We start from the raw sequence: 21,911 nt of genomic DNA, 5'->3' as shown, positions 1-21,911 counted from the left end.
CATGATTACTATTAAAAACATAGCTGCTCGCGCTTTACTGATAAGCGCTGGAGCCATTTTTTGTTCAAATTCTGCCTGGGCGCTGCTGCCCATCCAGCACTGGACGGAGGGGAACGGCGCCAAGGTCTACCTGGTTGAAAGCCCGGTCATCCCCATGGTGGACGTGCAGATCGACTTCGATGCTGGCAGCCGCCGCGACCCGACGGGCCAGTCGGGCCTGGCCAGCGCTGTGGCCGCCATGGCCAGCAAGGGCGTGAAGGCCGGGCGCGACACAAGCACCGAACCCGCGCTGGACGAAAACGGCCTGGGCGAGGCCTGGGCCGACCTGGGCGCCAGTTTCGAGGTGGCCGCCGACAACGACAGGCTGCAGTATTCACTGCGCTCGCTCACAGACCCGCCGCTGCTCGACAAGGCCGCCCGTCTGGCCGCGCGCCAGATCGGCGAGCCCAGTTTTCCGGCCGACGTGTGGCCACGCGACCGCGCCCGCTGGAGCGCCAGCATCAAAGAGTCGCTGACACGCCCGGCCACCGTGGCCAACCACGCGTTTGAAGCCGCCGTGTACGGCAGCCATCCCTACGGCGTGCAGACCACCGCAGAGACGCTGGCGCGCATCAGCGTGGCCGACATGCAGGCGTTTCACACCCAGCACATCGGCGCCTGCCGCGCCAAGGTCAGCATTGTGGGCGCCGTGTCGCGCACACAGGCCCAGGCGCTGGTGGCCACGCTGCTGTCGCGCCTTCCCGCCAGCACCGGCTGCGCGCCGCTGCCGCCCGTGGGCGAGATCGCAGCGCTCGCTGCCCCCGCCGAGCAGAACATCCCCTTCACCTCGGCCCAGGCCCATGTGCTGATTGGCCAGCCGGGCTTCCAGCGGCGCGACCCGGACTTTGTGGCACTGCTGGTGGGCAACCACATCCTGGGTGGAGGCGGTTTTGTCTCGCGCCTGACCAACGAGGTGCGTGAAAAGCGCGGCCTCAGCTACAGCGTGTACAGCTACTTTGCCGCTGGCATGCACGCCGGCGCCTTCACCGTGGGCCTGCAGACGCGCCCCGACCAGGCGGCCCAGGCCGTGAAGGTCTCGCGCGACGTGATCGCACGTTTTGTGGCCGAAGGCCCCACCGAGGCCGAGCTGCGCGCCGCCAAGGACAACCTCATCGGCGGCTTTGCGCTGCGCATCGACAGCAACAAGAAGCTCCTGGGCAACGTGGCCAACATCGCCTGGAACGAGTTGCCGCTGGACTACCTGGACCAGTGGACGAAGAAGGTCGAAGCCCTCACCGTAGCCGATGTGCGCACGGCCATGGCCAAGAAGCTGCAACCCGAACGCATGGTGACCGTGGTGGTGGGGGGCAAGCCATGAGCCGCTCGACCCTGAAGACCACCGCCATCAACGCCGAGATCCGCAAAGCCCAGGCTGCAGCGGCCACCCCCCCGGTTGCCGCTGGCAAAAAGGGCGCGCCCAAGGACAAGGCCGTTGCCGCAGCAGCGCCCAAGGGCGCGGGGGAAATCCGCATTATTGGCGGGCAATGGAAACGCACCCGCCTGCCCGTGGCCCAGCGCCCCGGCCTGCGCCCCACGCCCGACCGCGTGCGCGAAACGCTGTTCAACTGGTTGGGCCAGGACCTGACTGGCTGGCGCTGCCTGGATGCCTTTGCGGGCACGGGCGCGTTGGGGCTCGAAGCCGCGTCGCGTGGAGCGGCCGCCGTGCAGCTGGTGGAAAGCGATGCCGCTCTGGTGGCCCAGCTGCACACCCTGCAGCAGCGCCTTTCGGCCACGGCCGTGCGTGTGCAGCGTGGCGACGGGATTGCCGCCCTCAAACAGGCGGCGCCCGCCAGCATCGACCTCGTGCTGCTGGACCCGCCGTTTGACAGCGACCTGTTCGTCGCTGCCCTGCAGGCCGCTTCCAAGGCTGTGGCCGCCCAGGGCTTTGTCTACCTCGAAGCGCCCCGCGCCTGGACGGACGACGAGCTGGCCGCGAGTGGCCTGGTGCTGTACCGCCACCTCAAGGCCGGCGCCGTGCACGCGCACCTGCTTCAGCGCAGCGCCTGAAGCACGCAGGGCCGCAGACCCGCAGCGGCCTACCTTTTCAACGTCGCCAGCCGGGCGCTGCCGTCGGCTTCGATGCCCGCCATGTTCCAGCGCAGCATCTGCGGCAGCCCCGCCAGCGTGGGCTGGCGCACCCAGGCCAGGTGCACCGTGTAGCTGCCCGCAGGTGGGCTCGGCAAGGTCCAGGTGGTGTTGATCTGCGCGGGCACACCCGGAAGAATGGCACGCGCCTGGGCGGTGCTCAGCAGCTCCCGGCTGGCCACCACCTGGCCGGAGCCATCGCGCAGCTGAGCCTGCAGTTGCCAAGGGGTGTAGAGCGGTGCGTTACCCGTGTTGTCCACGCGCACCTGCACCTGCACCGTGCTGGGCGTGGGGGCCGTGACAGTGATGGGCCCCAGCGCAAAGCGGTAGCCCGCCTCGCGCCCCACGGCGGCCAGGTGGGCCTGTTCGGTGCCCGTAAAGCTGGACCACGGCGCGTTCAGGTTGCCATTGCCCACGGTGGAGACATGGAAGTCGCGCACCTGCTGCAGCGCGGTGGCGGCGTTGGTCTTGGACTCGCCGGGGCCGAAGGGGCAGAACTCCGCGATCCAGGGGGCGGTCTGCCAGCGGTCCGAGATCTGTGCCCAGTCGCTCGGGCGGTCGGTCCACTGCTTCATGAAGCCGTCCTGCGCCAGGCAGTCCCAGCGCAGGCCCACCGGCAGCGTGGTGGTGGTCTGCTGGAAGAACGCGTACTGGAGCGTGTCCAAGTTGGCATGCGGGATGAACATCGCATGCTGCGCATCCGGGAACCTGTCGAAATGCATCTGCGCAATGCTGCGCTTGGTGGCGTTGGAGGCCGGGGTGATGCCTTGGGTTTCCAGGGCCGGTGTGTAGACCACGTTGCTGGTGCTCATGGCCCACTCGCCGTACTGCCCGTACAGGCCCACGTCGATCCAGGCCAGGTCCGACGTGTCGCCCAGCGCGGCGGCCACGGCCTGCAGCAGGGCCTGCATGCGCTCCAGCACATAGGGGTGGTTCCAGTTGGGCACCAGCGTGGGAGGCAATGCGGGCGCGGGCGGGGTGGGGGCGGGCATCGGGGCCGCCCACACGCAGGCGGGGTTGGGTGCCGAGCATTGCGGCTGCGCCGTGCCCGCACCGTGCAGGTAGGTGGGCACGTCCAGCGTGTTGGTGCCGTAGCCGCGCATGGCCTGGATGCGAAACGCAAACTGCCGCCCAGCGGCCCGGGCGGCATCGCGCGCGGCCACCAGGTTGCCGAGGGTGTATTGGCCGGGTGTGTTGCCTTCCAGGTCTTTCCAGAGGTAGCGCTGGTAGGCGGCCTGGGGTGGTGCCGATTGTGCGAGCGGCACGTCACCCGGGTCCGAGCGCCACTGGTAGTAGCCCCGGCCGGGGTTGGGGGTCAGGTCGCTGGCGATGGCCAGGGGCGCGAGCAGGGAGTTCACTGAAACCACGCTCCATCCCGCGCTGGGCGGCGGGGGCGCAGGAGGTGGCGGTGGTGGTACCGAGGGTGGCTGCGACGGCGGCGGCGATGGGGGTGGTGCAGACGGGGGCTGCACCGGCGGTGCCGTGGGGGCCGGCGGGGGCGGTGGTGGGGGTTCCGGCGTGGGCCCTGGTGCGGGCGCCGTGCCTGGGGCTGGCGTGGGAGTGGGAGTGGGTGCCTCGTTGGCATCCCCGCCGCCACAGGCCGCCGCAAACAGGGCGGCCGCCAGGGCCGTGAGCCGCGCCATGCGGACGGGGTTCAAGGTGCTGAAGGTGTTCATGGACGCCGTTTTTTGAATGAAATTGGGCTCTAGCGCTTATCTGATAAGCGCTAGCAGCTATTGTTTTTGATGTGATCTGTCCGGCGCGGTGGTCTCGGCTTCCGGGATCACCGTCAACCGCAATGCATCTCCCTCCAGCGTGTAGGCGAAGGTGTAGCGGCCCGGCTCCAGGGTGGCGCGGCCTTGTGGGAAGGAGGTGTCGGTCACGTCGGTGAGCTGGCGCTGGGCCAGCTGGATGCGGGTCTTGCGGTAGTGCGCCAGCGTGGCCGGAACGGCGTGCCACCGGCTGGTCTGGCCGGGCCGCAAGGGGCCCAGGTCCACATCGCTGCGGGTGCGCGGCAGGCCTTGCCAGACATGCTCGAACACCTCCTGGCTGTGGTTGCGCACGCGCAGCCACACCGTGGGGTGGTCCTGCGCGTAGGCCAGTCCGGGTGCCAGCACGGGCAGCAGCCGCAGGAGTGTGCGACGCATCATTCCGAATCCTTCAGGCTTTGCAGGTCCCTGCTCAGGTCGCACACCCGCGCGCGTCGGCGTTCCAGCGCGGCACCGGCGATGTTGAGCGCGGCCGATGTGCCCTGGTCGGCATGCAGCATGGCGTCCCACTGGCCCTGCGCGGTGTCGAACGCCAGCCATGCGCGCTGCGCCGCACGCAGGGCGTCACGCCGTGCGGGGCCAGCGGCCTTGAGGGCCTGGGCGTAGACGCGGTTGAGCTCCTTGTCCCACGCGGCGTAGGCGGCCGACTGCGCGTCACGCAGGTCCACCGTCACGCCACCGCTGCGTTCGGCGGCCGCAGCCAGGGCCTTGTCGATGGGGTGGGCAGAGGTCTGGCCGCAGAAGTGTTCGGCGGCGTGGGCTGTGTGTGTCCCGGCGGCCAGCAGGGTGAGTGCGGCCAGCAGCGCAAGGGTGGTGTTGTACAAGGGCTGGTGCAGGGGGTGGTGCATAGGGGGGGTGTCCTTCTTTCTGGCGTTCTTCTCTTTTCAGGGGGAGTGCAGAAAGCTCATGCGCCCACCCACAGGAGCGCTGCCAGGGTGGACAGCAGCGCCAGCACGGTGAAAGCGACTACCGCGCCACCGCTGGCCGCTGCCACGCTGACCACGGTGGACCAGCCGCGCGCCTGGCCCCAGTGGGCAAGGTGGCGGGCCAGCCCCAGCGCGGCGAGCCAGCCCAGCACCAGCAGCACGGCCAAGGCGCCCAGCAGCTTTCCGCCCTGGGTGGAGTTCATCCCGTTGCTGCCGAGCAGTGCCGTAAACATGAAAAACAGCGCGGGCAGCAGATCGGCAGCGCCCGCCAGGAGCATGGTGAGGGTCGTGGCTGACATGCGGTGGGCCTGCGGCTTACTCCGTGACGGCGTAGCTCAGCACATCCAGCGACTGCGTGTGCTGGGGGTTGCCCGAGATCCAGTCCGCACGGGCGATCACCGTGTACACCCTGCCCTGTTCCAGCTTGCCGCCAGGTTGCAGGGCGGCGGTGCGCGGGTCTACGTAGAGCATGGCCGTGAACCCTTCGGCGCTGCGAAGCAGCACGGCCTGCTTGCCGTTTTTCACCTTGATATCGTTCACCCAGGCCGCCTTGTTGCCGGTGGGCGGGTTCAGGCTCTCCACGGTACCCGACAGGCGCACGATCTTGCGCCAGACCTTGCTGTCCTTCGGGTTGGTGACCTTGCCGCTTTCTGCGGCATCGGCCTTCTGAATGTCGCCCAGCGACTGGTAGGCGATGGTCCAGTCCGCGTGGCTGGTATCGCGGCGCAGGTGGTCGGCGGCGAGCATCAGGGTTTCGGTCCAGCCGCCACAGGCGTTCTTCTTTTTGCACAGCGGCCAGGCCGCGCTGATCCAGCGCTTGAGCTGCTCGGCCTTGTCCTGGTGGCCGTCCATCTCCAGCGCCACGCCCGCGCCCAGCACGGCGGCGGCCTGGTTCTGCTCGGGCGCCACCACCAGCACGGCGCCGTTGCCCACATCGAGCTTGCCTACGCGCAGCTGGCGCATCATGGCGTGGGCATATTCATTGGCGCTCTTGCCGCCCAGGTCTTTCACCAGCAGGGTGACGATCTCCACGCCCGTTTTCTGCGCGTGCTCGTACATCTGCTTTTCAAACTGCGCGCGGATGGCCGGGTCCAGGATGCCGAACTCGTCGTAGATGAACTGTGTGCCCTTGGACGGGATGGCGGCCGCGTCCACCTTGGGCAGGTTTTCGGCCGCGGCGGCGAGGGCTGGGGCGGGCGTTTTGGTCGAGGGGACCGCCGGTGCTGCCGTGGGCGCTGGCGCCTTGGCGACCGTGGTGGCGGGTGCCGGGGCGGGCGATGCGGCAGCCGGTGCCGGTGCAGCGGGGGCAGCCGCTGCGGTGCGCACCGGCAATCCGCCAGAGCACTGCGGCCCACCGCCTTGCAGCTCGCAGGCTTCTGTCCAGCCGCTGGCAATGGCGGCCAGGCGCTTCTTGCGGCCCGGGTGGGTTTCGCCGTCCTTCTCGGGGATCAGCGTGGCAATGGCGCGCTGGGCATCGGCCAGCGGCGCGCCCATCTTGTAGAGCACAAAGCCGCTGAACTTGTCCGACTCCAGCTCGATGGGTGGCTGGCTGCCGCCGGGCACGATGGTGTGGCCCGAGAGGTGGTGCCCGATCTCGTGGGCCATGATGCTCACGGGCGCCCAGTTGTTGGATTTGGTGGCCTGAATGACTTCGCCCATGAAGGCCGGGTTGTAGGCAATCACGCGGCGCGGCACCTTGTCAGGCCCCTGCATGATCACCGCCGCCGCATTGGGCACCTTGCCCTCCACCACCACAAAGTTGGCGGGCAGTCCGGTGTATTTCATGATCTCGGCCACCACCTGTTTGCCGGTGCCGCCGCCCTTGGACAGGTCGGGTGGCGAGAAGGCCAGTGGGCTGCCGTCGTACGAGCAGGCCTGCAGCGTAGCGGCCAGCTCGGCCGCCAGCTGGGCCTTGCTGGGCTTGGCCACGGCAGCCGTCTTTTGGGCCATGGCCAGGCCGCCCACGGCCAGGCCCAGCATGGTGGCGCAGGCGAAGGCGACAGGGCGAACAATGCGGTGTTTCATGGGGATGGGTTCCTTGGGTTGGGATCAGTGAATGCGGTGGCCGGTTGCGCTGCGTGTTGCGCGCAGCCGTCGATACTGTCGCGCCCCAAGCCAGGGCGGCCGAGCAAGGGCCGCCCCGCAGTGAGGGCCGCGTCCCCCTGCCCGCGTGGCGCAGCCATGCGAGAGCGGGGGGAAGGCGCCGAAGGCGACTCAGGGGGGTGTCTCATACCGTCACCAGTGCCGCCACGCGCAGCACGCGCTGGGCCAGTTCGGCCTGGCCGCGTGTGCCGGTCTTGGCGTACAGGCTGGCCAGCTGGGAGCGCACGGTGGGCATCTTCACGTGCCGGTTGTCGGCCATTTCGCGCGGGGTCATGCCCTGCAGCAGCAGGGGCAGCAGGGCGGCTTCGGCGGGGGTCAGGCCATAGAGCGCGCTGCACACCGACACCGTGGCGCCCGCGTGGGGTGGTGCCTCGGGCACCAGGATGAACTGGGCCAGCGGCTCGGCGGCGGGCCCCGGGCCATTGCGCAGCGGCGCGGCCAGGGCCACCAGTGTCCCCGGCGCGGTGTCGTGCTGGGTCTGCAGCCGGGCCGAGACGGGCGAGCGTGTGCTCAGGCTGGCGGTGAGCAGTGGCGTCAGCCCGGGGTGGATCTGCGCCAGCTGCAGGGGCTGGCGCGCCTGCCAGCCCGTGGCGTTGCGCAGCAGGATGCGGCATTCGTCCTCCACCCCCAGCCAGGCGCGGGCGTGTTCGTTCAGGTAGCGCACCTCGCCACGCTGGTTCACATGCATCAGCCCCAGCGGCAGCTGGTCCAGCGTGCGCTCCAGCGCACTGCTGTGGCGGCGGGCCTGCTGCAGGCGGCGCTGGGCGCGCATGAGGCTGCGCACCCAGGGCGTCACGGCGCGCAGCCGGGCAAATTGTTCGGGCGTGAACTCGTTCTGGCCCAGGTCGTTGTACATCGCCAGCACGTGCATGCCCACCTCGGGCGAGGCCTCCACGATGCTGTTGACCATGGCATCGATGCCCAGGGGCTTGAGGTAGTCGGCATAGAACGCGCCACGGCGCAGGGCCGGGGTGCTGACGAGCTGTTGGCTCAGCGAGCCGCCGCGTGCCAGCGCCTCACCCTGCTGGCGCGCGAGCGCTTCGCTCCACGCATCGCTGCCCTGGATCAGGTTCGCATAGCGCGCCAGAAAATCATCGGGCATGCCCCATTGGTAGGCCGCCAGCGGGTCGTCCGAGCCGGGCAGGGGGCAAAACAGCACCACCTTGTGGCTGCCCAGAGATTCGCCCACGCGGTGCAGCAGGCGCTCCACCATGCCGGGCTCGCCCAGGGCCTCCAGGCTTTCGGCCATCAGGGTCTCGAAACCCGGTATTCCCACAGGCTGCGGGTCCCGCTCTTCACCGCTCAATGGGTGCTCCTCATCAGGTTGAATGAACTGCGCCGGATGGTAGGGTTGATGCCTGCGCCGCAACATCATTCAGGTGAAGGATGTGGCTGCGGCCCGACAGGTTTTCATGAACTTGTTCACGCTTTTCACGCGCCCATTTGCCACAGCACGAGTTCGACCACTGCGCGGGCATAAAGCTGGGTGGCCTGCCACTTGAGCGCCGCGAACAGCGCACCGGCCAGCAGCAGCCGCCAGCCATCGCGCCGCCAATCCAGCACCAAAAACTGCCGCAGCGCCACCATGAGCATCAGCGTCTGCAGCGCCGTCATGTACCAGGGAGACCAGGCCTTGTGCCACCTGAACAGCTCGGGCGACGACGCCAGCACCAGCGGCAGCTGGTTGACCATCTGCAGCGCAATGAACACCGCCTGGCAATACAGTGCCAGGGTCAGCAGCTCGGCCACGTTGTAGCCCCACCGGCGGAACACCAGCCACATGCTGGCAAACGCCGCCACCGCGCCCAGCGAGAACGACCACTTGGAGTAGCCCGTGACCAGAGCGACCATACGCTGCGCCTCTTCGCTGGGGAGCTCGGGCCGCAAGTAGTCGGTGTGGCCCAGCACGATCAGCAGGAAGCCGATGGCCAGGCACAGCAGGGTCAGCGGGTGGGGGTGGTCCTTGCGCTGGCCCAGCACGTATTCGCGTGCGGTGGTGCCGGGCTGGGGCAGCACGCGCAGTGCGTTGCGGATGGTGTTCCATTCAAACCAGCGAAAACGCTCCCACGCTTCCTTGCGCACGGTGCTGCTGCCCATGCGCGCGGCCTTCTTCTGCCCGCACTGCGCGCAAAACGGGCCAGAGAGCGTCGCGCCGCAGTTCAGGCAGGCCTGGGTGTCGAACAGCGTGTCGCTGACGGTGGTGGGAGTGGACTGGGGCGGACGGGGAATCACAAGGAAGAAACGGCGCAGGCCGGGCTGGGGTGGGCTGCGGATCGTAGGCTGTGGCCCGGCAGCCGCCATCGTTCACATGAACGACGATGAGCGACGGCGCTGCGTGGATTTGCTATGTTTTGTGTAGCTATTAGCGCTTGATGGATAAGCGCTAGCGCCCAAAAAACCTTAAAACTTCTTGCGACGCAGTGCCCCCATGCCCAGCGTGGCCGCCGCGAGCGACAGCAGGATCAGCGCCCATTCACCCAGGGTGGGCACGGCGGTGGCGCCGACGGGGGGAACGTTGGGCGCGTTCACCGTGAAGTCGCAGGTGGCCGTGGGTGGGTTGGCGGGCCGGGGGCCCACCTGGTACAGCCAGGTGTTGGGGCGGGCCGGGTCATCGACCATGCGGACGTTGCCGCCGCAGTTGCCGCGGACCGTGCTGCCCACGGGGAGTGGCGGCGAAACGGCGCAGACCTGTTGGGGGCCGGGCACCGGGAAATCGGTGCAGGTAATGGTGAACGCGCCGGGCGGGTTGCTGATGGTGTTGATGGTGGCCCACTGGGCCTGGGCGCTTCCTGCGGCTAGGCAGGCGCTGACGGACACGGAGCGGAACAGGGCAACGCGGAAAATGCGGCGGCGGAGTTTCATGGGTGCGAGGCTTGGAAAAAAATGGACCATGCCGCCCGCTGGCGCGAGCGGCGACACGCAGGGACTGTAGAAAGCCCCGGCGCCCTTGCCCATCCGCTACCTGGAGGAGCCTCGCTCGCTGTGTTCTCATTCGGGTAGATGATGACGGCAGCCAGGGGCGGCTCCTACGATCCGCCGCGTTCTATGAAACACATGGCCTGTGCGAAGCCGGGTGCCTGCGTCCGGCCCGCCTGCCTGCCTTTTGCAAAAGGTAACGGGCAGGGGCAAACGCTGGGGCAGCATTCCGGCGGGCGCAGGCTTTGCATAAAGGGAATGGGTTTGCATCCTGCTTTTTGCGATCTGCTGGCATCGGTGTCGGACGGCACCCGGTTTGGCGACACGCTGGCCCGCTACGCCGCCAGCTTTCGCGCGGACCTGCTCGGCGGCGCCTTCCTGGCCAGCGATCTGGACCAGCTGGCGCAGTGGGGCGCGGAGTTTGCCGCGCACCCCGAGGTGGACTACTGGCTGCAGTCGCCATCGAGCGACGGCGCGCCCGCGCTGCTGGCGATGGGCGTGACACCCGAGGCGGCGCAGCGCTATGCCACGCACTTTCGCCTGCAAGACCCGCTGTGGGACGACGCCATGGCGCAGCGTGCGCGCACGGGCCCGTCGGGCGCCTGGGTGGCCACGGACGCGCCCGTGCACGCCACGCGCGGCTTTCGCCGCAGCGAGATCTACAGCGACTTCCTGCGCGAGTACGGCATCGGCACCCGCATGTTTGGCGGCAGCCAGGGCGCGTCGCACCCGGTGGGCAATTTGTTCATGTCGGTGTACCGCCAGGGGGACGACGAGGGCTTCACACCGGAGGAAGTCGCGCGTTTTCGCGCAGAGTTTGGCGGCGTGCAGCGCGCGGCCTTTCTGCACCGCGAGATGGTGGCGCTGCGCGCGCGCACCCAGGGCCTGGAGTCGCTGATGGAGCAGATGCCCATGGGCCTGCTGTTTTTTGACACTGCCGGCCGCCTGCTGCACGCCAATGCACGCGCCCGGCTGCTGAGCGCCCGGCCCGAAAGCGTGGCCCTGCGCACGCTGCTGCGCCGCCCGGTGCTGGCCAGCACGGCCGATGCCGCGCTGCGCGCGCTGTTCCAGCAATCGCTGCAGGGCCGCAGCGGCTGTGTGGAGCTGCCCGGCACCGAGAGCGGCTTGCTGCTGGTGACGCTGCCCCTGAGCGACCTGGCCGCGCTGGGCCTGTGCCACCGCGCGCCGGGCGTCGCCTGGGTGGTGCTGGAGCGCAGCCTGTGCGGCGAGGCCGCCGTCGCCCTGGCCCGCCAGGCCTACCGCCTGAGCCCGTCCGAGGCCGACCTGCTGCTGGCGCTGATGCGCGGCCAGACCCCGCAGGATTTTGCCGACGCACGCGGCTCGCGCATCTCGACCGTGCGCACGCAGATGAGCGCGCTGCTGGCCAAGACGCGCACCCAGCGCCAGCAGGATCTGGTGGCGCTGGTGGCCCGGCTGATGCTGCTGGCACCGGGCAACGTGGCACTGCAGGGGATTGCGGTGGTGTGATCTCGTGGGGAGAGGGCGGCCCGCCGGTTCATGTTGCAGTGCACTGCATAATGCGCGCACGCGGCCCGCAGGCCCTGCGGCACGGGTGGTTCATCCGCTCCCAGGGCCCGGGCCAACGTCTATACAGCCAGACAGGAGACAACCAGCCATGGCCCAGAACGTGCTCGCCGTGTACCCCGGAACCTTTGACCCCATCACGCTGGGCCATGAAGACGTGGTGCGCAGGGCCACCCAGTTGTTCGAACGCGTGATCGTGGCCGTGGCTGCGGGCCACCACAAGAAGACGCTGTTCACCCTGGAAGAACGCATCGACATGGTCCGCGAGGCGGTCAAGAACTACCCACAAGTGCAGGTCGAAGCCTTCTCGGGCCTGCTGCGCGACTTTGTCGTGGAGCGTGGCGGCAAGGCCATGGTGCGTGGCCTGCGCGCCGTGACCGACTTTGACTACGAATTCCAGCTGGCGGGCATGAACCGCAGCCTGATGCCGCAGGTGGAAACCGTGTTCCTCACCCCCAGCGACAAGTACCAGTTCATCAGCAGCACCTTTGTGCGCGAGATCGCCGTGCTCGGCGGCGAGGTGACCAAATTTGTGTCGCCCTCGGTGGAGCAGCGGCTGGCCGAGAAGGTGCGCACGCTCACGCCGCCCTGATTTTTGGCAAAAACAGCCTCTGGCGCTTATCTGGTAAGCACGAGATGCTATATAAATAGTAGCAAATTCTCTACGGCGGCAGTGGTCACGCCACGGCCTCCAGGCGGCGCGCCACCTCCGCCGCCTCTGCCCGCAGGGCCTCCAGCATGGGCGCCACCTCGGGCAGCGGTGGGCGGTACAGCGGCAGCACGGCCGCCACGCTGAACGGGATCGACAACGCGAGCCGCCGTACCACCAGCCGGCCATTGGCCGCAGCGGTCAGGGCCGTCAGCGGGTTGACGATGGCCAGCCCCAGGCCGTGCTCCACCATCGCGCACACGGCGGCCGCGCTGTGGGTTTCCATGCGCAGCGTGCGTGGCACGGCGGCTTCGGCAAAGCGCGCGTCAATGACGCGGCGATAGGGGTCGTCGGCCGACAGGCTCACAAAGGGCTGGTCGGCAAAGTCCGCCAGCTGCAGCACGGGTTGGCGGGCCAGGGCGTGGCTTGCGGGCAGCACGGCCACTTCGTCCAGGGTGAGCAGCACCTCGGCGCGGGTGCCGGGCGGGGCGGCGGTTTGCTCGCACAGGCCCAGGTCAAAACGCTGGGCACTCATCCATTCTTCGAGCAGCGGCGAATCCTGCGGCGTGACCGACAGGCGCGCGTGGGGCTGCACCTGCATCAGCCGCGCCGCCGCGCCGGGCAGCAGCGCATGCGCCAGCGCGGGCAGGCACAGCACTGCCAGCTGCACGGCGTCGGGCCGGCCTAGCGCCACGGCGCGGTCCACCACGCGCTCCAGCCCCTGCCACGAGCGCTGTACCTCGTCCCACAGCGCCAGTGCCCGCGCATTGGCGCGCAGGCGGCCCTGTATGCGCTCGAACAGCGCATAGCCCAATAACGATTCAAGCCGGGCCAGCTCGCGGCTCACCGTGGGCTGCGAGCTGTGCAGCAGGTCGGCGGCGCCGGTGGCGCTGCCGGCGGTCATCACGGCGCGGAACACCTCGATGTGCCGGTGGGTGATGCGGTGGGCCAGTGCGGGGTCGGTCATGGGCAAAGCATATCCATATTGAATAGAGGATGTAAATCAAAGCATTCGACCAAATACCGTGGAAGGGGCATCATCCGCGCTTCCCTTCAGTCTTTGTGCCTTCGGAGTCCCCATGTCCAACCCCTTCTCGCCCGCCCAGCTGTGGTCCCTGGCCGACCAGTTCGGCACCCCCTTGTGGGTGTATGACGCGGCCACCATCCGCCAGCGCATTGCGCAGGTGTCCAATTTCGAGACCATCCGGTTCGCGCAGAAGGCCTGCTCCAACATCCACATCCTGAAGCTCATGCGCGAGCAGGGCGTGAAGGTGGATGCGGTCTCGCGCGGCGAGATCCTGCGTGCGCTGGCGGCCGGCTACGCGGCCGGCGGAGAGTCGTCGGAGATCGTCTTTACCGCCGACCTGTTCGACGCCGCCACGCTCGACTGCGTGGTGGAACACGGCGTGCCCGTCAACGCTGGCTCGATCGACATGCTGCACCAGCTGGGCGCGCGTTCGCCGGGCCATGCGGTGTGGCTGCGCATCAACCCCGGCTTTGGCCATGGCCACAGCAACAAGACCAACACGGGTGGCGAGCACAGCAAACACGGCATCTGGCACACCGACCTGCCTGCGGCGCTGGCGGCGATCAAGCAGCATGGCCTGAAGCTGGTGGGCCTGCACATGCACATCGGCTCGGGCGTGGACTACGGCCACCTGCAGGAGGTGTGTGGCGCCATGGTCAACCTGGTGCGCACGGCGCATGCGGCCGGGCATGACCTGCACGCCATCTCGGCCGGTGGCGGCCTGTCCATCCCCTACCGCGGTGGCGACCCGGTGGTCGATACGCAGCATTACCACGGCCTGTGGGACGCCGCGCGCCAGCAGGCCGAGGCCATCGTGGGCCACAAGCTGGGCCTGGAGATCGAGCCCGGCCGCTACCTGGTGGCCGAATCCGGCGTGCTGCTGGGCCAGGTGCGCGCCACCAAGAACGCGGGCAACAACCACTTTGTCCTGGTCGATACCGGCTTCAATGAACTCATGCGCCCCTCGATGTACGGCAGCTACCACGCCATGAGCGTGCTGCGTCGCGATGGCTCGGCGGCGGCAGAGCAACCCACGGTGGTGGCAGGCCCGTTGTGCGAATCGGGCGACGTGTTCACCCAGGGCGACGGCGGCGTGGTGCTGCCACGCGACCTGCCCGCCGCCCAGGTGGGTGATCTGCTGGTGATCCACGACACCGGGGCCTATGGCGCATCGATGTCCTCCAACTACAACACGCGTCCGCTGATTGCCGAGGTGCTCGTTGACGGTGGCCAGGCGCGCCTGATCCGCCGCCGTCAGACGGTTGACGAACTGCTGGCGCTGGAACTGGGACTTTGATCGTGCTGTGGGGCGGGTGCCGCTCCCACAGCCGGTAGGCGCGCGCCTACGGCCACGCGCCGTGCTGGCGCACACGGGCGGGAAAAGGAGGGCCCTACAGTGAAATCACTTATCCCCTTCAACCCTTTTCAGGAGATCACTATGCCCATCATTGCCTGGCTGCTCGGCGTCCCACTGTCCGTTGTTCTGTTGCTCATGCTGTTCGGCGTGTTCTGATCCTGCCCCGCAAGGGGATTGCCAAAAAAGCCGCAGGGCGCCTATCCATGGTGCCCTGCGGCTTTTTTGCTGGGCATGCCTTTCGCCAAGGTCGTGCGTCCGTTCGTCCGCTTGCCATGCCAACCCGGGCTCCAGGGAACGAGAGAAGCCGCTAAGCTGGCCTTTCGCCCTGTTTTCAACGGAGCGACGAGGCCCCGGCTGCCTCGCGCCACGCACGGCGCGCGGGCGGGTAGAGGCCACTTTGCCCACCTCTGGAGCCGCCATGGACGCCGAAGAACAGACCATTGTCGAGCTGGACTACCCCGGCGAATACCTGAGCCGCCTGGGCTGTGCCGAAACCAAGACCTGCAAGATCCGCCTGTCCCGCAAGGGCCAGGGGCTGCTGGCCCGCATGTACGCCCGCAAGGGCTACAGCATGCAGGCCACCTTGTCGCACGACTGCGACTTGAGCAGCCTGGTGGTGCAGATTGATGGGCAGTCGCAGGGGACGATTTCGGTCCGCATGGATGACGGGCACCTGGCGGCCGAGGAGCAGTACCCCGAGTTCATCGCCGAACTGCGCCAGCGCGGCGCGCGCATCTGCGAGATGGGCAAGCTTGCAATGGACCCCGGGGTGCGTTCCAAGCATGTGCTGGGTGCCATCTTCCACATTGCGTGGATCGTGGCCTTCCGCGCCCGGCGCGCCACCGACATCGTCATCGAGGTGAACCCGCGCCACGCCCCGTTCTACCGGCGCATGCTGTGTTTTGACCAGATCGGCCCCGAACGCATGTGCGAGCGTGTGGGTGCGCCCGCCGTGCTGCTGCACATCGGCGCCGACAAGGGGCGCCGCCTCATCGACCAATTTGGCGGCCAGCCCAAGCCGGCCAGCGTGGAGCGCAGCTTCTACCCCTATTTCTTCCACCCCGACGATGAAGAGGGTCTGCTGCGGCGCCTGTCGGTGGGGTAGCCGTCAGGTCTTGCGCGGGGCCTCTACCGTCAGAGCTCGCCCCGGGGGCCGCGCCCCATGAGCTGCGCCACGGCCTCGGCAGGTTGCAGGCGGCCGTCAAGCAACGCCACGGCGGCCTCGGCGATGGGCATGTCCACACCCAGTGTCTGCGCGCGCTGCACCACGGTGCGGGCGCTGTAGACGCCTTCCGCCACATGGCCCAGGGATTCCACCGCCTGCGCCAGGGTCTGGCCCTGTGCCAGCAGCATGCCCACGCGCCGGTTGCGCGACAGGTCGCCGGTGGCGGTCAGCACCAGGTCGCCCAGGCCGGACAGGCCCATGAACGTGTCGGGCCGCGCGCCCAGCGCCAGGCCCAGCCGCGTCATCTCAGCCAGGCCGCGCGTGATGAGTGCGGCGCGGGCGTTGAGACCCAGCGCCAGCCCGTCGCACAGGCCGGTGGCAATGGCCAGCACGTTCTTCACCGCGCCGCCCACTTCCACGCCCACGATGTCTTCGTTGGCATACACGCGCACGCTCGGGCTGTGAAAGGCGTTGACCAGCGCATCGCGCACGGCGGCATGGGCGCTGGCGGCCACCAGGGCTGTGGGCTGCCCCAGGGCGACTTCCTGCGCAAAGCTCGGGCCGCTGAACACGCCTGCTATTAAATCAGGAGCTACTTGCGCTTGTACTTCGTGCGCCAGCAGCCCAAAAGATGCTGAATTGGCACCTACAGGCACCGCCTCGAAGCCCTTGCACAGCCAGGCCACAGAAGCCGTGCACCCGCGCAGCGCCAGCAGCATGCCGCGCAGGGCGGCCATGGGCGTGGCCACGATGACCAGGTCGGCACCGGGCAACAGCGCGCGGAAGTCGCCATCGACCACTGAGAGGGCCGGGGGGAGGGCAATGCCCGGCAGGTAGCGGGCGTTCTGTGCCTGGGCGCGCATGCTTTGCGCCTGGGCTGCATCGCGGGCCCACAGGGTGACCGCGTGCCCGGCAGGGTGCTGGGCTGCGCTCATGGCGACCGCAGAGCCCCAGGCACCAGCGCCCAATACTATGATTTTCATAGCTGCTTGCGCTTATCTATCGTGCGGTAGAGGCCAAAAATAGCATTGATTTCAAGGGCCCACTGCGCTGTGCTTCGTCGGCCGTCCGTGGAACCGGCGTGGCCCAAGCGCGGTAGCCGCGGAACTGGCTTTGCCAGGCCGCTGGCTGCGTCCCCCTCCCGTAGCGCGCAGCGCGTAGAGAGAGGGGAAGGCGCGAAGCGACTCAGGGGGCGTTTTACATCACTGCGTGATGATGGGCGAGGCTTGACCGGCGGCCTGCGCTTGCTGCTGCTCGTACATGGCCTGGAAGTTGATTTCGGCCAGGTGGACGGGCGGGAAGCCAGCGCGGTTGATCACGTCGGCCACGTTGCCGCGCAGGTACGGGTACACGATCTGTGGGCAGGCGATGCCCATGATGGGGCCCATCTGGTCTTCGGGCACGTTGCGGATTTCGAAGATGCCGGCCTGCTTGGCTTCGACCAGGAACACGGTCTTGTCCTTGATCTTGGTCTGCACGGTAGCCGTCACGGCCACTTCAAAAATGCCTTCGGCCACGGGAGTGGCTTCCACACCCAGCTGGATGTCCACGCTGGGTTGCTCTTGTTCGAGCAGGATGCCGGGGGAATTGGGTTGCTCCAGCGACAGGTCCTTGAGGTAGACGCGTTGGATCTGGAACACGGGGTTTTCTTGATCGGCCATGGTGAAGTCTCTTTGAGCTTACAAAATTGCTAGCAAAACAAAACCCGCCGGGGAGCAGCTCCCGCAGCGGGCACATGGGGCTGCATTATGCAGCGCCCGGGGAGGGGGTCAGGCGCCCAACAAGGGCATGAGCTCGCCACGGCTGTCCAGCGCCACCAGATCGTCGTGGCCGCCCACATGGGTGTCACCGATGTAGATCTGCGGCACCGTGCGGCGGCCGGTGATCTCCATCATGTGGCTGCGCGCGGCGGGGTCGGTGTCGATGCGGATCTCCTCAATCTGCTCCACACCCTTGGACTTGAGGATCTGCTTGGCCCGGATGCAGTAGGGGCAGACGGCGGTGGTGTACATCTTCACGGGTTGCATGGCGGACCTTCCTCTTTCTTCCTGTGGGGCTAAAAATCAGTGGCAAGACTATCGCGGACCCAATAACTGGGGGCGGATCAGGCTTTTTCCACAGGCAGGCTGGCTTCGCGCCAGGCCTTCAGGCCACCAGCGAGCGACTGGGCGTTTTCGTAGCCCAGCTTTTTGGCAATGGCGACGGCGCGGTTGGAGCGGGCGCCACTGGCACACACCAGCACCACGGGCAGGGCCTTGTTCTTGACCACGGTGGGCAGGCGCTCTTCGAGCTGGCCCAGGGGCACGTTCTTGGCTCCGTTCACGTGGCCGGCGGCGAATTCCTCGGTTTCGCAGACGTCGATGACCACCGCTTTTTCGCGGTTGATGAGCTGCACGGCGCGCGCTGGCGTCAGCGAGCCGCCACTGGCGTTCTTGAGGACCGGCCACAGCAACATGCTGCCCGAAGCCAGTGCAACGAGGAACAGATACCAGTTATCAATAATGAATTTCACGAAGCTTCCTTGGGTTGGCGAACAGCGTAATTCTAGAATGCTGGGTTTTGGCCCGCATTTTTTGACCTGCCTTTCCTGGGGAAACCATGTACAAGCTCGTTCTGATTCGCCACGGCGAATCCACCTGGAACCTTGAAAACCGCTTTACCGGCTGGACCGACGTGGATCTCACGCCCACCGGTGTTTCCCAGGCCATGTCGGCCGGCAAGCTGCTCAAGGCCGAGGGCTACGAGTTCGACCTGGCGTTCACCAGCGTGCTCAAGCGCGCCATCCACACCCTGTGGTACACGCTGGACGAAATGGATTGCACCTGGCTGCCCGTTGTCAAGGACTGGCGCCTGAACGAGCGCCACTACGGTGCCCTGCAGGGCCTGAACAAGGCCGACATGGCCAAGCAGTACGGCGACGAGCAGGTGCTGGTGTGGCGCCGCAGCTATGACACCCCGCCGCCAGCGCTGGAAGCCACCGACCCCCGCAGCGAGCGCAGCGACCGCCGCTACGCCGCTCTGGCCGAAGGCAGCGTGCCGCTCACGGAATGCCTGAAGGACACCGTGGCCCGCGTGCTGCCGTTCTGGAACGATGCCATGGCACCGGCCATCCGCTCAGGCAAGCGCGTGGTGGTCGCCGCGCACGGCAATTCCATCCGCGCGCTGGTGAAGTACCTGGACAACATCTCCGAGTCGGACATCGTGGGCCTGAACATTCCCAACGGAATCCCGTTGGTATATGAACTGGACGCCGACCTCAAGCCCATCCGCCACTACTATCTGGGCGATGCAGAAGCGGCTGCCAAGGCAGCTGCAGCAGTGGCATCGCAAGGCAAGGCGTAAAGCCTGGGTAAAGACGGGGAAAACCCGCCGATACCCTGTCTAAAGTGAGTGCCTGCGCGGAACTGCAGCGGGTTTGGTCCTTCCAAGGTGTATATTGGTTTTGAAGCGGTAAAGGTGTTGTATGGGCCACAAACTCAAAATTGCGGGATGGGTATCGGTTGGTGTCGTGGCTGGGGCTCTGACGACGGTTTCGTTGCAGACGGTCGCGCGTGGTGCGATGACTCCGTTGCCGCTGGAAGAAATCCAGCAGCTGTCGGCAGTGTTTGGCCTCGTAAAGACCGACTATGTCGAACCGGTGGATGACAAGAAACTCATCACCGACGCCATCTCCGGCATGGTCGCCAGCCTGGACCCGCACTCCCAGTATTTCGACAAGAAGTCCTTCAAGGAATTTCGCGAAGGCACTTCCGGCCGGTTTGTGGGGGTTGGTATCGAAATCACCCAGGAAGACGGCTTGATCAAGGTGGTGTCGCCCATCGAAGGTTCTCCCGCCTTCCGCGCTGGCCTCAAGACCAATGACCTGATCACCAAGATCGACGAAACGGCGGTCAAGGGCCTGTCCTTGAACGATGCCGTTAAGCGCATGCGGGGCGAGCCCAACACCAAGGTCACGCTCACCATCTTCCGCAAGGACGAGAGCCGCACCTTCCCGGTCACCATCACGCGCGAAGAGATCAAGACCCAGTCCGTCAAGGGCAAGGTGGTGGAGCCCGGCTACGCCTGGATCCGCCTGTCGCAGTTCCAGGAGCGCACGGTCGATGACTTTGTGCGCAAGGTGGAAGAAGTCTACAAGCAGGAACCCAACCTCAAGGGCCTGGTGCTCGACCTGCGCAACGACCCCGGCGGCCTGCTGGATGCGGCTGTGGCCGTGTCGGCCGCGTTCCTGCCAGAAAACGTCACGGTGGTCACGACCAACGGCCAACTGGCGGACAGCAAGGCCACTTACAAGGCCTCGCCCGACTTCTACCAGCGCCGTGGCGGGGGTGACCCGCTGCGCCGCCTGCCCGCAGCCCTCAAGTCCGTGCCACTCGTGGTGCTGGTGAATGAAGGCTCTGCGTCGGCCAGCGAGATCGTGGCGGGCGCTCTGCAGGACCACAAGCGCGCCACCATCATGGGCAGCCAGACCTTTGGCAAGGGCTCGGTGCAGACCGTGCGTCCGCTGGGGCCTGATACCGGCATCAAGCTGACCACCGCGCGCTATTACACCCCGAGCGGCAAGTCGATCCAGGCCAAGGGCATCGTGCCCGACGTGATGATCGACGAATCGGAAGAAGGTAACATCTTCGCTGCTTTGCGCATGCGCGAGGCCGATCTGGACAAGCACCTGGGCAGCGGCCAAGGCGAGGAAAAGAAGGATGAGGCCCGTGAAAAGGCCCGCGAAAGCGCCCTCAAGCGCATGGAAGAAGAAGCCAAAAAGCCTGCAGCAGAACGCAAGGCTCCAGAGTTCGGTTCGGACAAGGACTTCCAGCTCGTGCAGGCGCTCAACCAGCTCAAGGGCCGCCCCGTGCTGGTCAGCAAGACACTGACGGAACGCAAGGACGAAAAGAAAGAAAATTGAGCTTTCGCTCCCTGTGCTGAAGGCCGGATTTCCAGCGAAGTCCGGCCTTTTTTCTTGTCCTTCTTGCTCTTCTTTTCTTGAGACTCTCGCCATGACCGATGACCAGCTCCTGCGGTACTCCCGCCACATCCTGCTCGATGAGATGGGCATCGAGGGGCAGGAGCAGGTGCTGGCGTCCCATGCCCTCATCATCGGTGCGGGTGGCCTTGGCTCGCCTGCAGCGCTGTACTTGGCGTCTGCTGGTGTGGGGCACATCACCCTGGTGGACGACGATGTGGTGGACCTGACCAACTTGCAACGCCAAATCGCACACACCACCGCGCGCGTCGGCCAGCCCAAGGTGGCGTCTGCAGCCAGCGCCATGGCAGCCATCAACCCCGAAGTGCAGGTGACCGTGCTCCAGGCGCGCGCAGATGCCGCTGTGCTCGATACCCTGGTGCAAGACGCTTGCGTGGTGCTCGATTGCAGCGACAACTACGCAACACGCCACGCCGTCAATGCGGCCTGTGTGCGCCATCGCAAGCCCCTTGTTGCGGGGGCCGTCATCCGCTTTGATGCCCAGATCACGGTGGTGGACCCGCGCCAGGCTGCGTCGCCCTGTTACGCCTGTATTTTTCCGCCTGAGGCGGATTTTGAAGAGGTGCGTTGCTCCACCATGGGCGTGTTTGCCCCGCTGGTGGGCGTGGTGGGTGCCCTGCAGGCGGCCGAGGCGCTCAAGCTGCTTGCGGGCATCGGAACGTCACTGGCTGGGCGTTTGTTGATGCTGGATGGACGGTCCATGGAGTGGAGCACGATGAACGTGGCGCGTACGCCGCACTGCACGGTGTGTGTTGCTCGGTAGGATTACTCCTACAGCGTCCGCGTGCGGCGGCTGGCAGAATCCGCTCAGCTGAGCCACTAAATTTGAGGCTCGACCAGCGTAAATGTGCGTTGGTAGTGAAACGGGACCCTTCTGTGAAACTCCGCACCTATATCGTTGAAGACAACGCTACCATTCGAGAGAACCTGATCGGGACGCTCGAAGAGTTGGCGTCCGTAGAGGCGGTAGGGGTCGCTGAGACCGAGGACGAGGGCAAGAACTGGCTCGCTACCCATGGTGAGCAGTGGGATCTGGCAATAGTGGATCTTTTTCTGCGCCAAGGCAGTGGGCTGGGGGTCCTGGCAGCATGCCGCTCGCGCCGCCCTGGCCAGAAGATGGTGGTGCTGAGCAACTACGCGACACCCGATGTGCGCATGCGTTGTGCACAGCTTGGGGTGGATGCGGTCTTCGACAAATCCAACGAAATTGATGCGCTGGTGGACTACTGCATCCAGCACAGCAGCAGTCCTGCGGGAATGGAAGCTGGCCAGTCCCTGTCGTCGCCCGGCCATTCGCTGTGATGCTGCGCCCTGCAACGCGGGTGCGCGCGGCGGGGCTTTTTATTTTCTAC

The 21,911-nt window shown here is 66.9% G+C and carries 23 protein-coding genes; 10 read left to right on the top strand and 13 right to left on the bottom strand.

Annotation, left to right across the window (positions count from 1 at the left end; all coding sequences use genetic code 11):
- Position 1 precedes the first annotated feature (1 nt).
- A complete protein-coding gene (locus ACODS0_RS02165; RefSeq protein ID WP_488832423.1) occupies positions 2-1,357 on the top strand; it encodes a M16 family metallopeptidase in 1,356 nt (451 codons plus the stop codon).
- Positions 1,354-2,046, top strand: a complete 693-nt coding sequence (gene rsmD, locus ACODS0_RS02160; protein ID WP_488832421.1) for a 16S rRNA (guanine(966)-N(2))-methyltransferase RsmD — start codon at positions 1,354-1,356, stop codon at positions 2,044-2,046. Before ACODS0_RS02165 ends, rsmD begins: the two co-directional genes overlap by 4 nt.
- Before the next feature lie 29 nt (positions 2,047-2,075).
- Here the strand turns inward: rsmD and ACODS0_RS02155 are convergent, their stop codons facing one another.
- The 8 genes from ACODS0_RS02155 to ACODS0_RS02120 form a co-directional block, all read right to left on the bottom strand.
- Positions 2,076-3,800 (bottom strand): DUF4832 domain-containing protein, encoded by a 1,725-nt coding sequence (locus ACODS0_RS02155; protein WP_488832419.1) that lies wholly within the window; start codon positions 3,798-3,800, stop codon positions 2,076-2,078.
- A gap of 57 nt (positions 3,801-3,857) precedes the next feature.
- On the bottom strand, positions 3,858-4,271 hold the full coding sequence (locus ACODS0_RS02150) for a hypothetical protein (RefSeq protein WP_488832417.1): 414 nt from the start codon (positions 4,269-4,271) through the stop codon (positions 3,858-3,860).
- On the bottom strand, positions 4,271-4,741 hold the full coding sequence (locus ACODS0_RS02145; protein ID WP_306554688.1) for a lysozyme inhibitor LprI family protein: 471 nt from the start codon (positions 4,739-4,741) through the stop codon (positions 4,271-4,273). Before ACODS0_RS02145 ends, ACODS0_RS02150 begins: the two co-directional genes overlap by 1 nt.
- A gap of 56 nt (positions 4,742-4,797) precedes the next feature.
- Positions 4,798-5,118 (bottom strand): hypothetical protein, encoded by a 321-nt coding sequence (locus ACODS0_RS02140; protein ID WP_488832415.1) that lies wholly within the window; start codon positions 5,116-5,118, stop codon positions 4,798-4,800.
- Between the two features lie 16 nt (positions 5,119-5,134).
- On the bottom strand, positions 5,135-6,844 hold the full coding sequence (locus ACODS0_RS02135; protein WP_488832413.1) for a TPM domain-containing protein: 1,710 nt from the start codon (positions 6,842-6,844) through the stop codon (positions 5,135-5,137).
- A gap of 202 nt (positions 6,845-7,046) precedes the next feature.
- The gene (locus tag ACODS0_RS02130; protein ID WP_488832411.1) at positions 7,047-8,228 is read right to left on the bottom strand and encodes a helix-turn-helix transcriptional regulator; all 1,182 of its coding nucleotides are present in this window, start codon (positions 8,226-8,228) and stop codon (positions 7,047-7,049) included.
- A 125-nt stretch (positions 8,229-8,353) separates the two neighbouring features.
- Positions 8,354-9,154, bottom strand: coding sequence for a hypothetical protein (locus tag ACODS0_RS02125; RefSeq protein ID WP_488832409.1), 801 nt, complete (start codon positions 9,152-9,154; stop codon positions 8,354-8,356).
- A gap of 168 nt (positions 9,155-9,322) precedes the next feature.
- Entirely contained in the window at positions 9,323-9,784 is a 462-nt protein-coding gene (locus ACODS0_RS02120) for an IPTL-CTERM sorting domain-containing protein (protein ID WP_218300414.1), read from the bottom strand.
- 312 nt (positions 9,785-10,096) lie between these two features.
- Here ACODS0_RS02120 and ACODS0_RS02115 point away from each other — a divergent pair, with 312 nt between their 5' ends.
- Together ACODS0_RS02115 and coaD are read left to right on the top strand one after the other, a co-directional pair.
- The gene (locus tag ACODS0_RS02115) at positions 10,097-11,326 is read left to right on the top strand and encodes a helix-turn-helix transcriptional regulator (RefSeq protein ID WP_488832406.1); all 1,230 of its coding nucleotides are present in this window, start codon (positions 10,097-10,099) and stop codon (positions 11,324-11,326) included.
- Positions 11,327-11,474: 148 nt separating this feature from the next.
- The gene (coaD, locus tag ACODS0_RS02110) at positions 11,475-11,975 is read left to right on the top strand and encodes a pantetheine-phosphate adenylyltransferase (RefSeq protein ID WP_055395514.1); all 501 of its coding nucleotides are present in this window, start codon (positions 11,475-11,477) and stop codon (positions 11,973-11,975) included.
- An 85-nt stretch (positions 11,976-12,060) separates the two neighbouring features.
- Here coaD and ACODS0_RS02105 read toward each other — a convergent pair whose 3' ends face one another.
- Positions 12,061-12,999 (bottom strand): LysR family transcriptional regulator, encoded by a 939-nt coding sequence (locus ACODS0_RS02105; protein WP_488832404.1) that lies wholly within the window; start codon positions 12,997-12,999, stop codon positions 12,061-12,063.
- Between the two features lie 112 nt (positions 13,000-13,111).
- Here ACODS0_RS02105 and lysA point away from each other — a divergent pair, with 112 nt between their 5' ends.
- Positions 13,112-14,356 carry a diaminopimelate decarboxylase gene (gene lysA, locus ACODS0_RS02100; protein WP_488832402.1) on the top strand — a complete coding sequence of 415 codons (1,245 nt, stop codon included), beginning with the start codon at positions 13,112-13,114 and terminating at the stop codon, positions 14,354-14,356.
- Between the two features lie 478 nt (positions 14,357-14,834).
- Positions 14,835-15,521, top strand: coding sequence for an N-acyl amino acid synthase FeeM domain-containing protein (locus tag ACODS0_RS02095; RefSeq protein ID WP_488832400.1), 687 nt, complete (start codon positions 14,835-14,837; stop codon positions 15,519-15,521).
- 29 nt (positions 15,522-15,550) lie between these two features.
- Here ACODS0_RS02095 and ACODS0_RS02090 read toward each other — a convergent pair whose 3' ends face one another.
- The 4 genes from ACODS0_RS02090 to ACODS0_RS02075 all read right to left on the bottom strand — a co-directional run bounded on the left by ACODS0_RS02090 (position 15,551) and on the right by ACODS0_RS02075 (position 18,093).
- On the bottom strand, positions 15,551-16,564 hold the full coding sequence (locus ACODS0_RS02090) for an NAD(P)H-dependent glycerol-3-phosphate dehydrogenase (RefSeq protein ID WP_488832398.1): 1,014 nt from the start codon (positions 16,562-16,564) through the stop codon (positions 15,551-15,553).
- Positions 16,565-16,783: 219 nt separating this feature from the next.
- Positions 16,784-17,242 (bottom strand): protein-export chaperone SecB, encoded by a 459-nt coding sequence (gene secB, locus ACODS0_RS02085; protein WP_055395502.1) that lies wholly within the window; start codon positions 17,240-17,242, stop codon positions 16,784-16,786.
- Positions 17,243-17,350: 108 nt separating this feature from the next.
- On the bottom strand, positions 17,351-17,608 hold the full coding sequence (gene grxC, locus ACODS0_RS02080; RefSeq protein WP_015015481.1) for a glutaredoxin 3: 258 nt from the start codon (positions 17,606-17,608) through the stop codon (positions 17,351-17,353).
- 77 nt (positions 17,609-17,685) lie between these two features.
- On the bottom strand, positions 17,686-18,093 hold the full coding sequence (locus ACODS0_RS02075; RefSeq protein ID WP_121420926.1) for a rhodanese-like domain-containing protein: 408 nt from the start codon (positions 18,091-18,093) through the stop codon (positions 17,686-17,688).
- A gap of 86 nt (positions 18,094-18,179) precedes the next feature.
- Here ACODS0_RS02075 and gpmA point away from each other — a divergent pair, with 86 nt between their 5' ends.
- From gpmA to ACODS0_RS02055, 4 genes are all read left to right on the top strand, one after another.
- Complete coding sequence (gpmA, locus tag ACODS0_RS02070; RefSeq protein WP_055395498.1) at positions 18,180-18,923, top strand: 2,3-diphosphoglycerate-dependent phosphoglycerate mutase; 744 nt, start codon at positions 18,180-18,182, stop codon at positions 18,921-18,923.
- 121 nt (positions 18,924-19,044) lie between these two features.
- Positions 19,045-20,481 (top strand): S41 family peptidase, encoded by a 1,437-nt coding sequence (locus ACODS0_RS02065; RefSeq protein ID WP_055395496.1) that lies wholly within the window; start codon positions 19,045-19,047, stop codon positions 20,479-20,481.
- Positions 20,482-20,572: 91 nt separating this feature from the next.
- Complete coding sequence (locus ACODS0_RS02060) at positions 20,573-21,322, top strand: HesA/MoeB/ThiF family protein (protein WP_488832395.1); 750 nt, start codon at positions 20,573-20,575, stop codon at positions 21,320-21,322.
- A 113-nt stretch (positions 21,323-21,435) separates the two neighbouring features.
- Positions 21,436-21,861: a response regulator gene (locus ACODS0_RS02055; protein ID WP_055395489.1), complete on the top strand. Its 426-nt coding sequence runs from the start codon at positions 21,436-21,438 to the stop codon at positions 21,859-21,861.
- Positions 21,862-21,911 lie beyond the last annotated feature (50 nt).

This window comes from Acidovorax sp. FG60, assembly GCF_057808995.1.
This window is presented reverse-complemented; position numbering and strand designations above follow the sequence as displayed.

Coding starts and splice junctions, on each gene's coding strand:
- ACODS0_RS02165 (WP_488832423.1), top strand. CDS start 2: ATGATTACTATTAAAAACATAGCTGCTCGCGCTTTACTGATAAGCGCT.
- ACODS0_RS02120 (WP_218300414.1), bottom strand. CDS start 9,784: ATGAAACTCCGCCGCCGCATTTTCCGCGTTGCCCTGTTCCGCTCCGTG.
- ACODS0_RS02095 (WP_488832400.1), top strand. CDS start 14,835: ATGGACGCCGAAGAACAGACCATTGTCGAGCTGGACTACCCCGGCGAA.
- gpmA (WP_055395498.1), top strand. CDS start 18,180: ATGTACAAGCTCGTTCTGATTCGCCACGGCGAATCCACCTGGAACCTT.
- ACODS0_RS02140 (WP_488832415.1), bottom strand. CDS start 5,118: ATGTCAGCCACGACCCTCACCATGCTCCTGGCGGGCGCTGCCGATCTG.
- ACODS0_RS02090 (WP_488832398.1), bottom strand. CDS start 16,564: ATGAAAATCATAGTATTGGGCGCTGGTGCCTGGGGCTCTGCGGTCGCC.
- ACODS0_RS02065 (WP_055395496.1), top strand. CDS start 19,045: ATGGGCCACAAACTCAAAATTGCGGGATGGGTATCGGTTGGTGTCGTG.
- ACODS0_RS02155 (WP_488832419.1), bottom strand. CDS start 3,800: ATGAACACCTTCAGCACCTTGAACCCCGTCCGCATGGCGCGGCTCACG.
- ACODS0_RS02145 (WP_306554688.1), bottom strand. CDS start 4,741: ATGCACCACCCCCTGCACCAGCCCTTGTACAACACCACCCTTGCGCTG.
- coaD (WP_055395514.1), top strand. CDS start 11,475: ATGGCCCAGAACGTGCTCGCCGTGTACCCCGGAACCTTTGACCCCATC.
- ACODS0_RS02135 (WP_488832413.1), bottom strand. CDS start 6,844: ATGAAACACCGCATTGTTCGCCCTGTCGCCTTCGCCTGCGCCACCATG.
- secB (WP_055395502.1), bottom strand. CDS start 17,242: ATGGCCGATCAAGAAAACCCCGTGTTCCAGATCCAACGCGTCTACCTC.
- grxC (WP_015015481.1), bottom strand. CDS start 17,608: ATGCAACCCGTGAAGATGTACACCACCGCCGTCTGCCCCTACTGCATC.
- ACODS0_RS02115 (WP_488832406.1), top strand. CDS start 10,097: ATGGGTTTGCATCCTGCTTTTTGCGATCTGCTGGCATCGGTGTCGGAC.
- ACODS0_RS02150 (WP_488832417.1), bottom strand. CDS start 4,271: ATGCGTCGCACACTCCTGCGGCTGCTGCCCGTGCTGGCACCCGGACTG.
- lysA (WP_488832402.1), top strand. CDS start 13,112: ATGTCCAACCCCTTCTCGCCCGCCCAGCTGTGGTCCCTGGCCGACCAG.
- ACODS0_RS02060 (WP_488832395.1), top strand. CDS start 20,573: ATGACCGATGACCAGCTCCTGCGGTACTCCCGCCACATCCTGCTCGAT.
- rsmD (WP_488832421.1), top strand. CDS start 1,354: ATGAGCCGCTCGACCCTGAAGACCACCGCCATCAACGCCGAGATCCGC.
- ACODS0_RS02105 (WP_488832404.1), bottom strand. CDS start 12,999: ATGACCGACCCCGCACTGGCCCACCGCATCACCCACCGGCACATCGAG.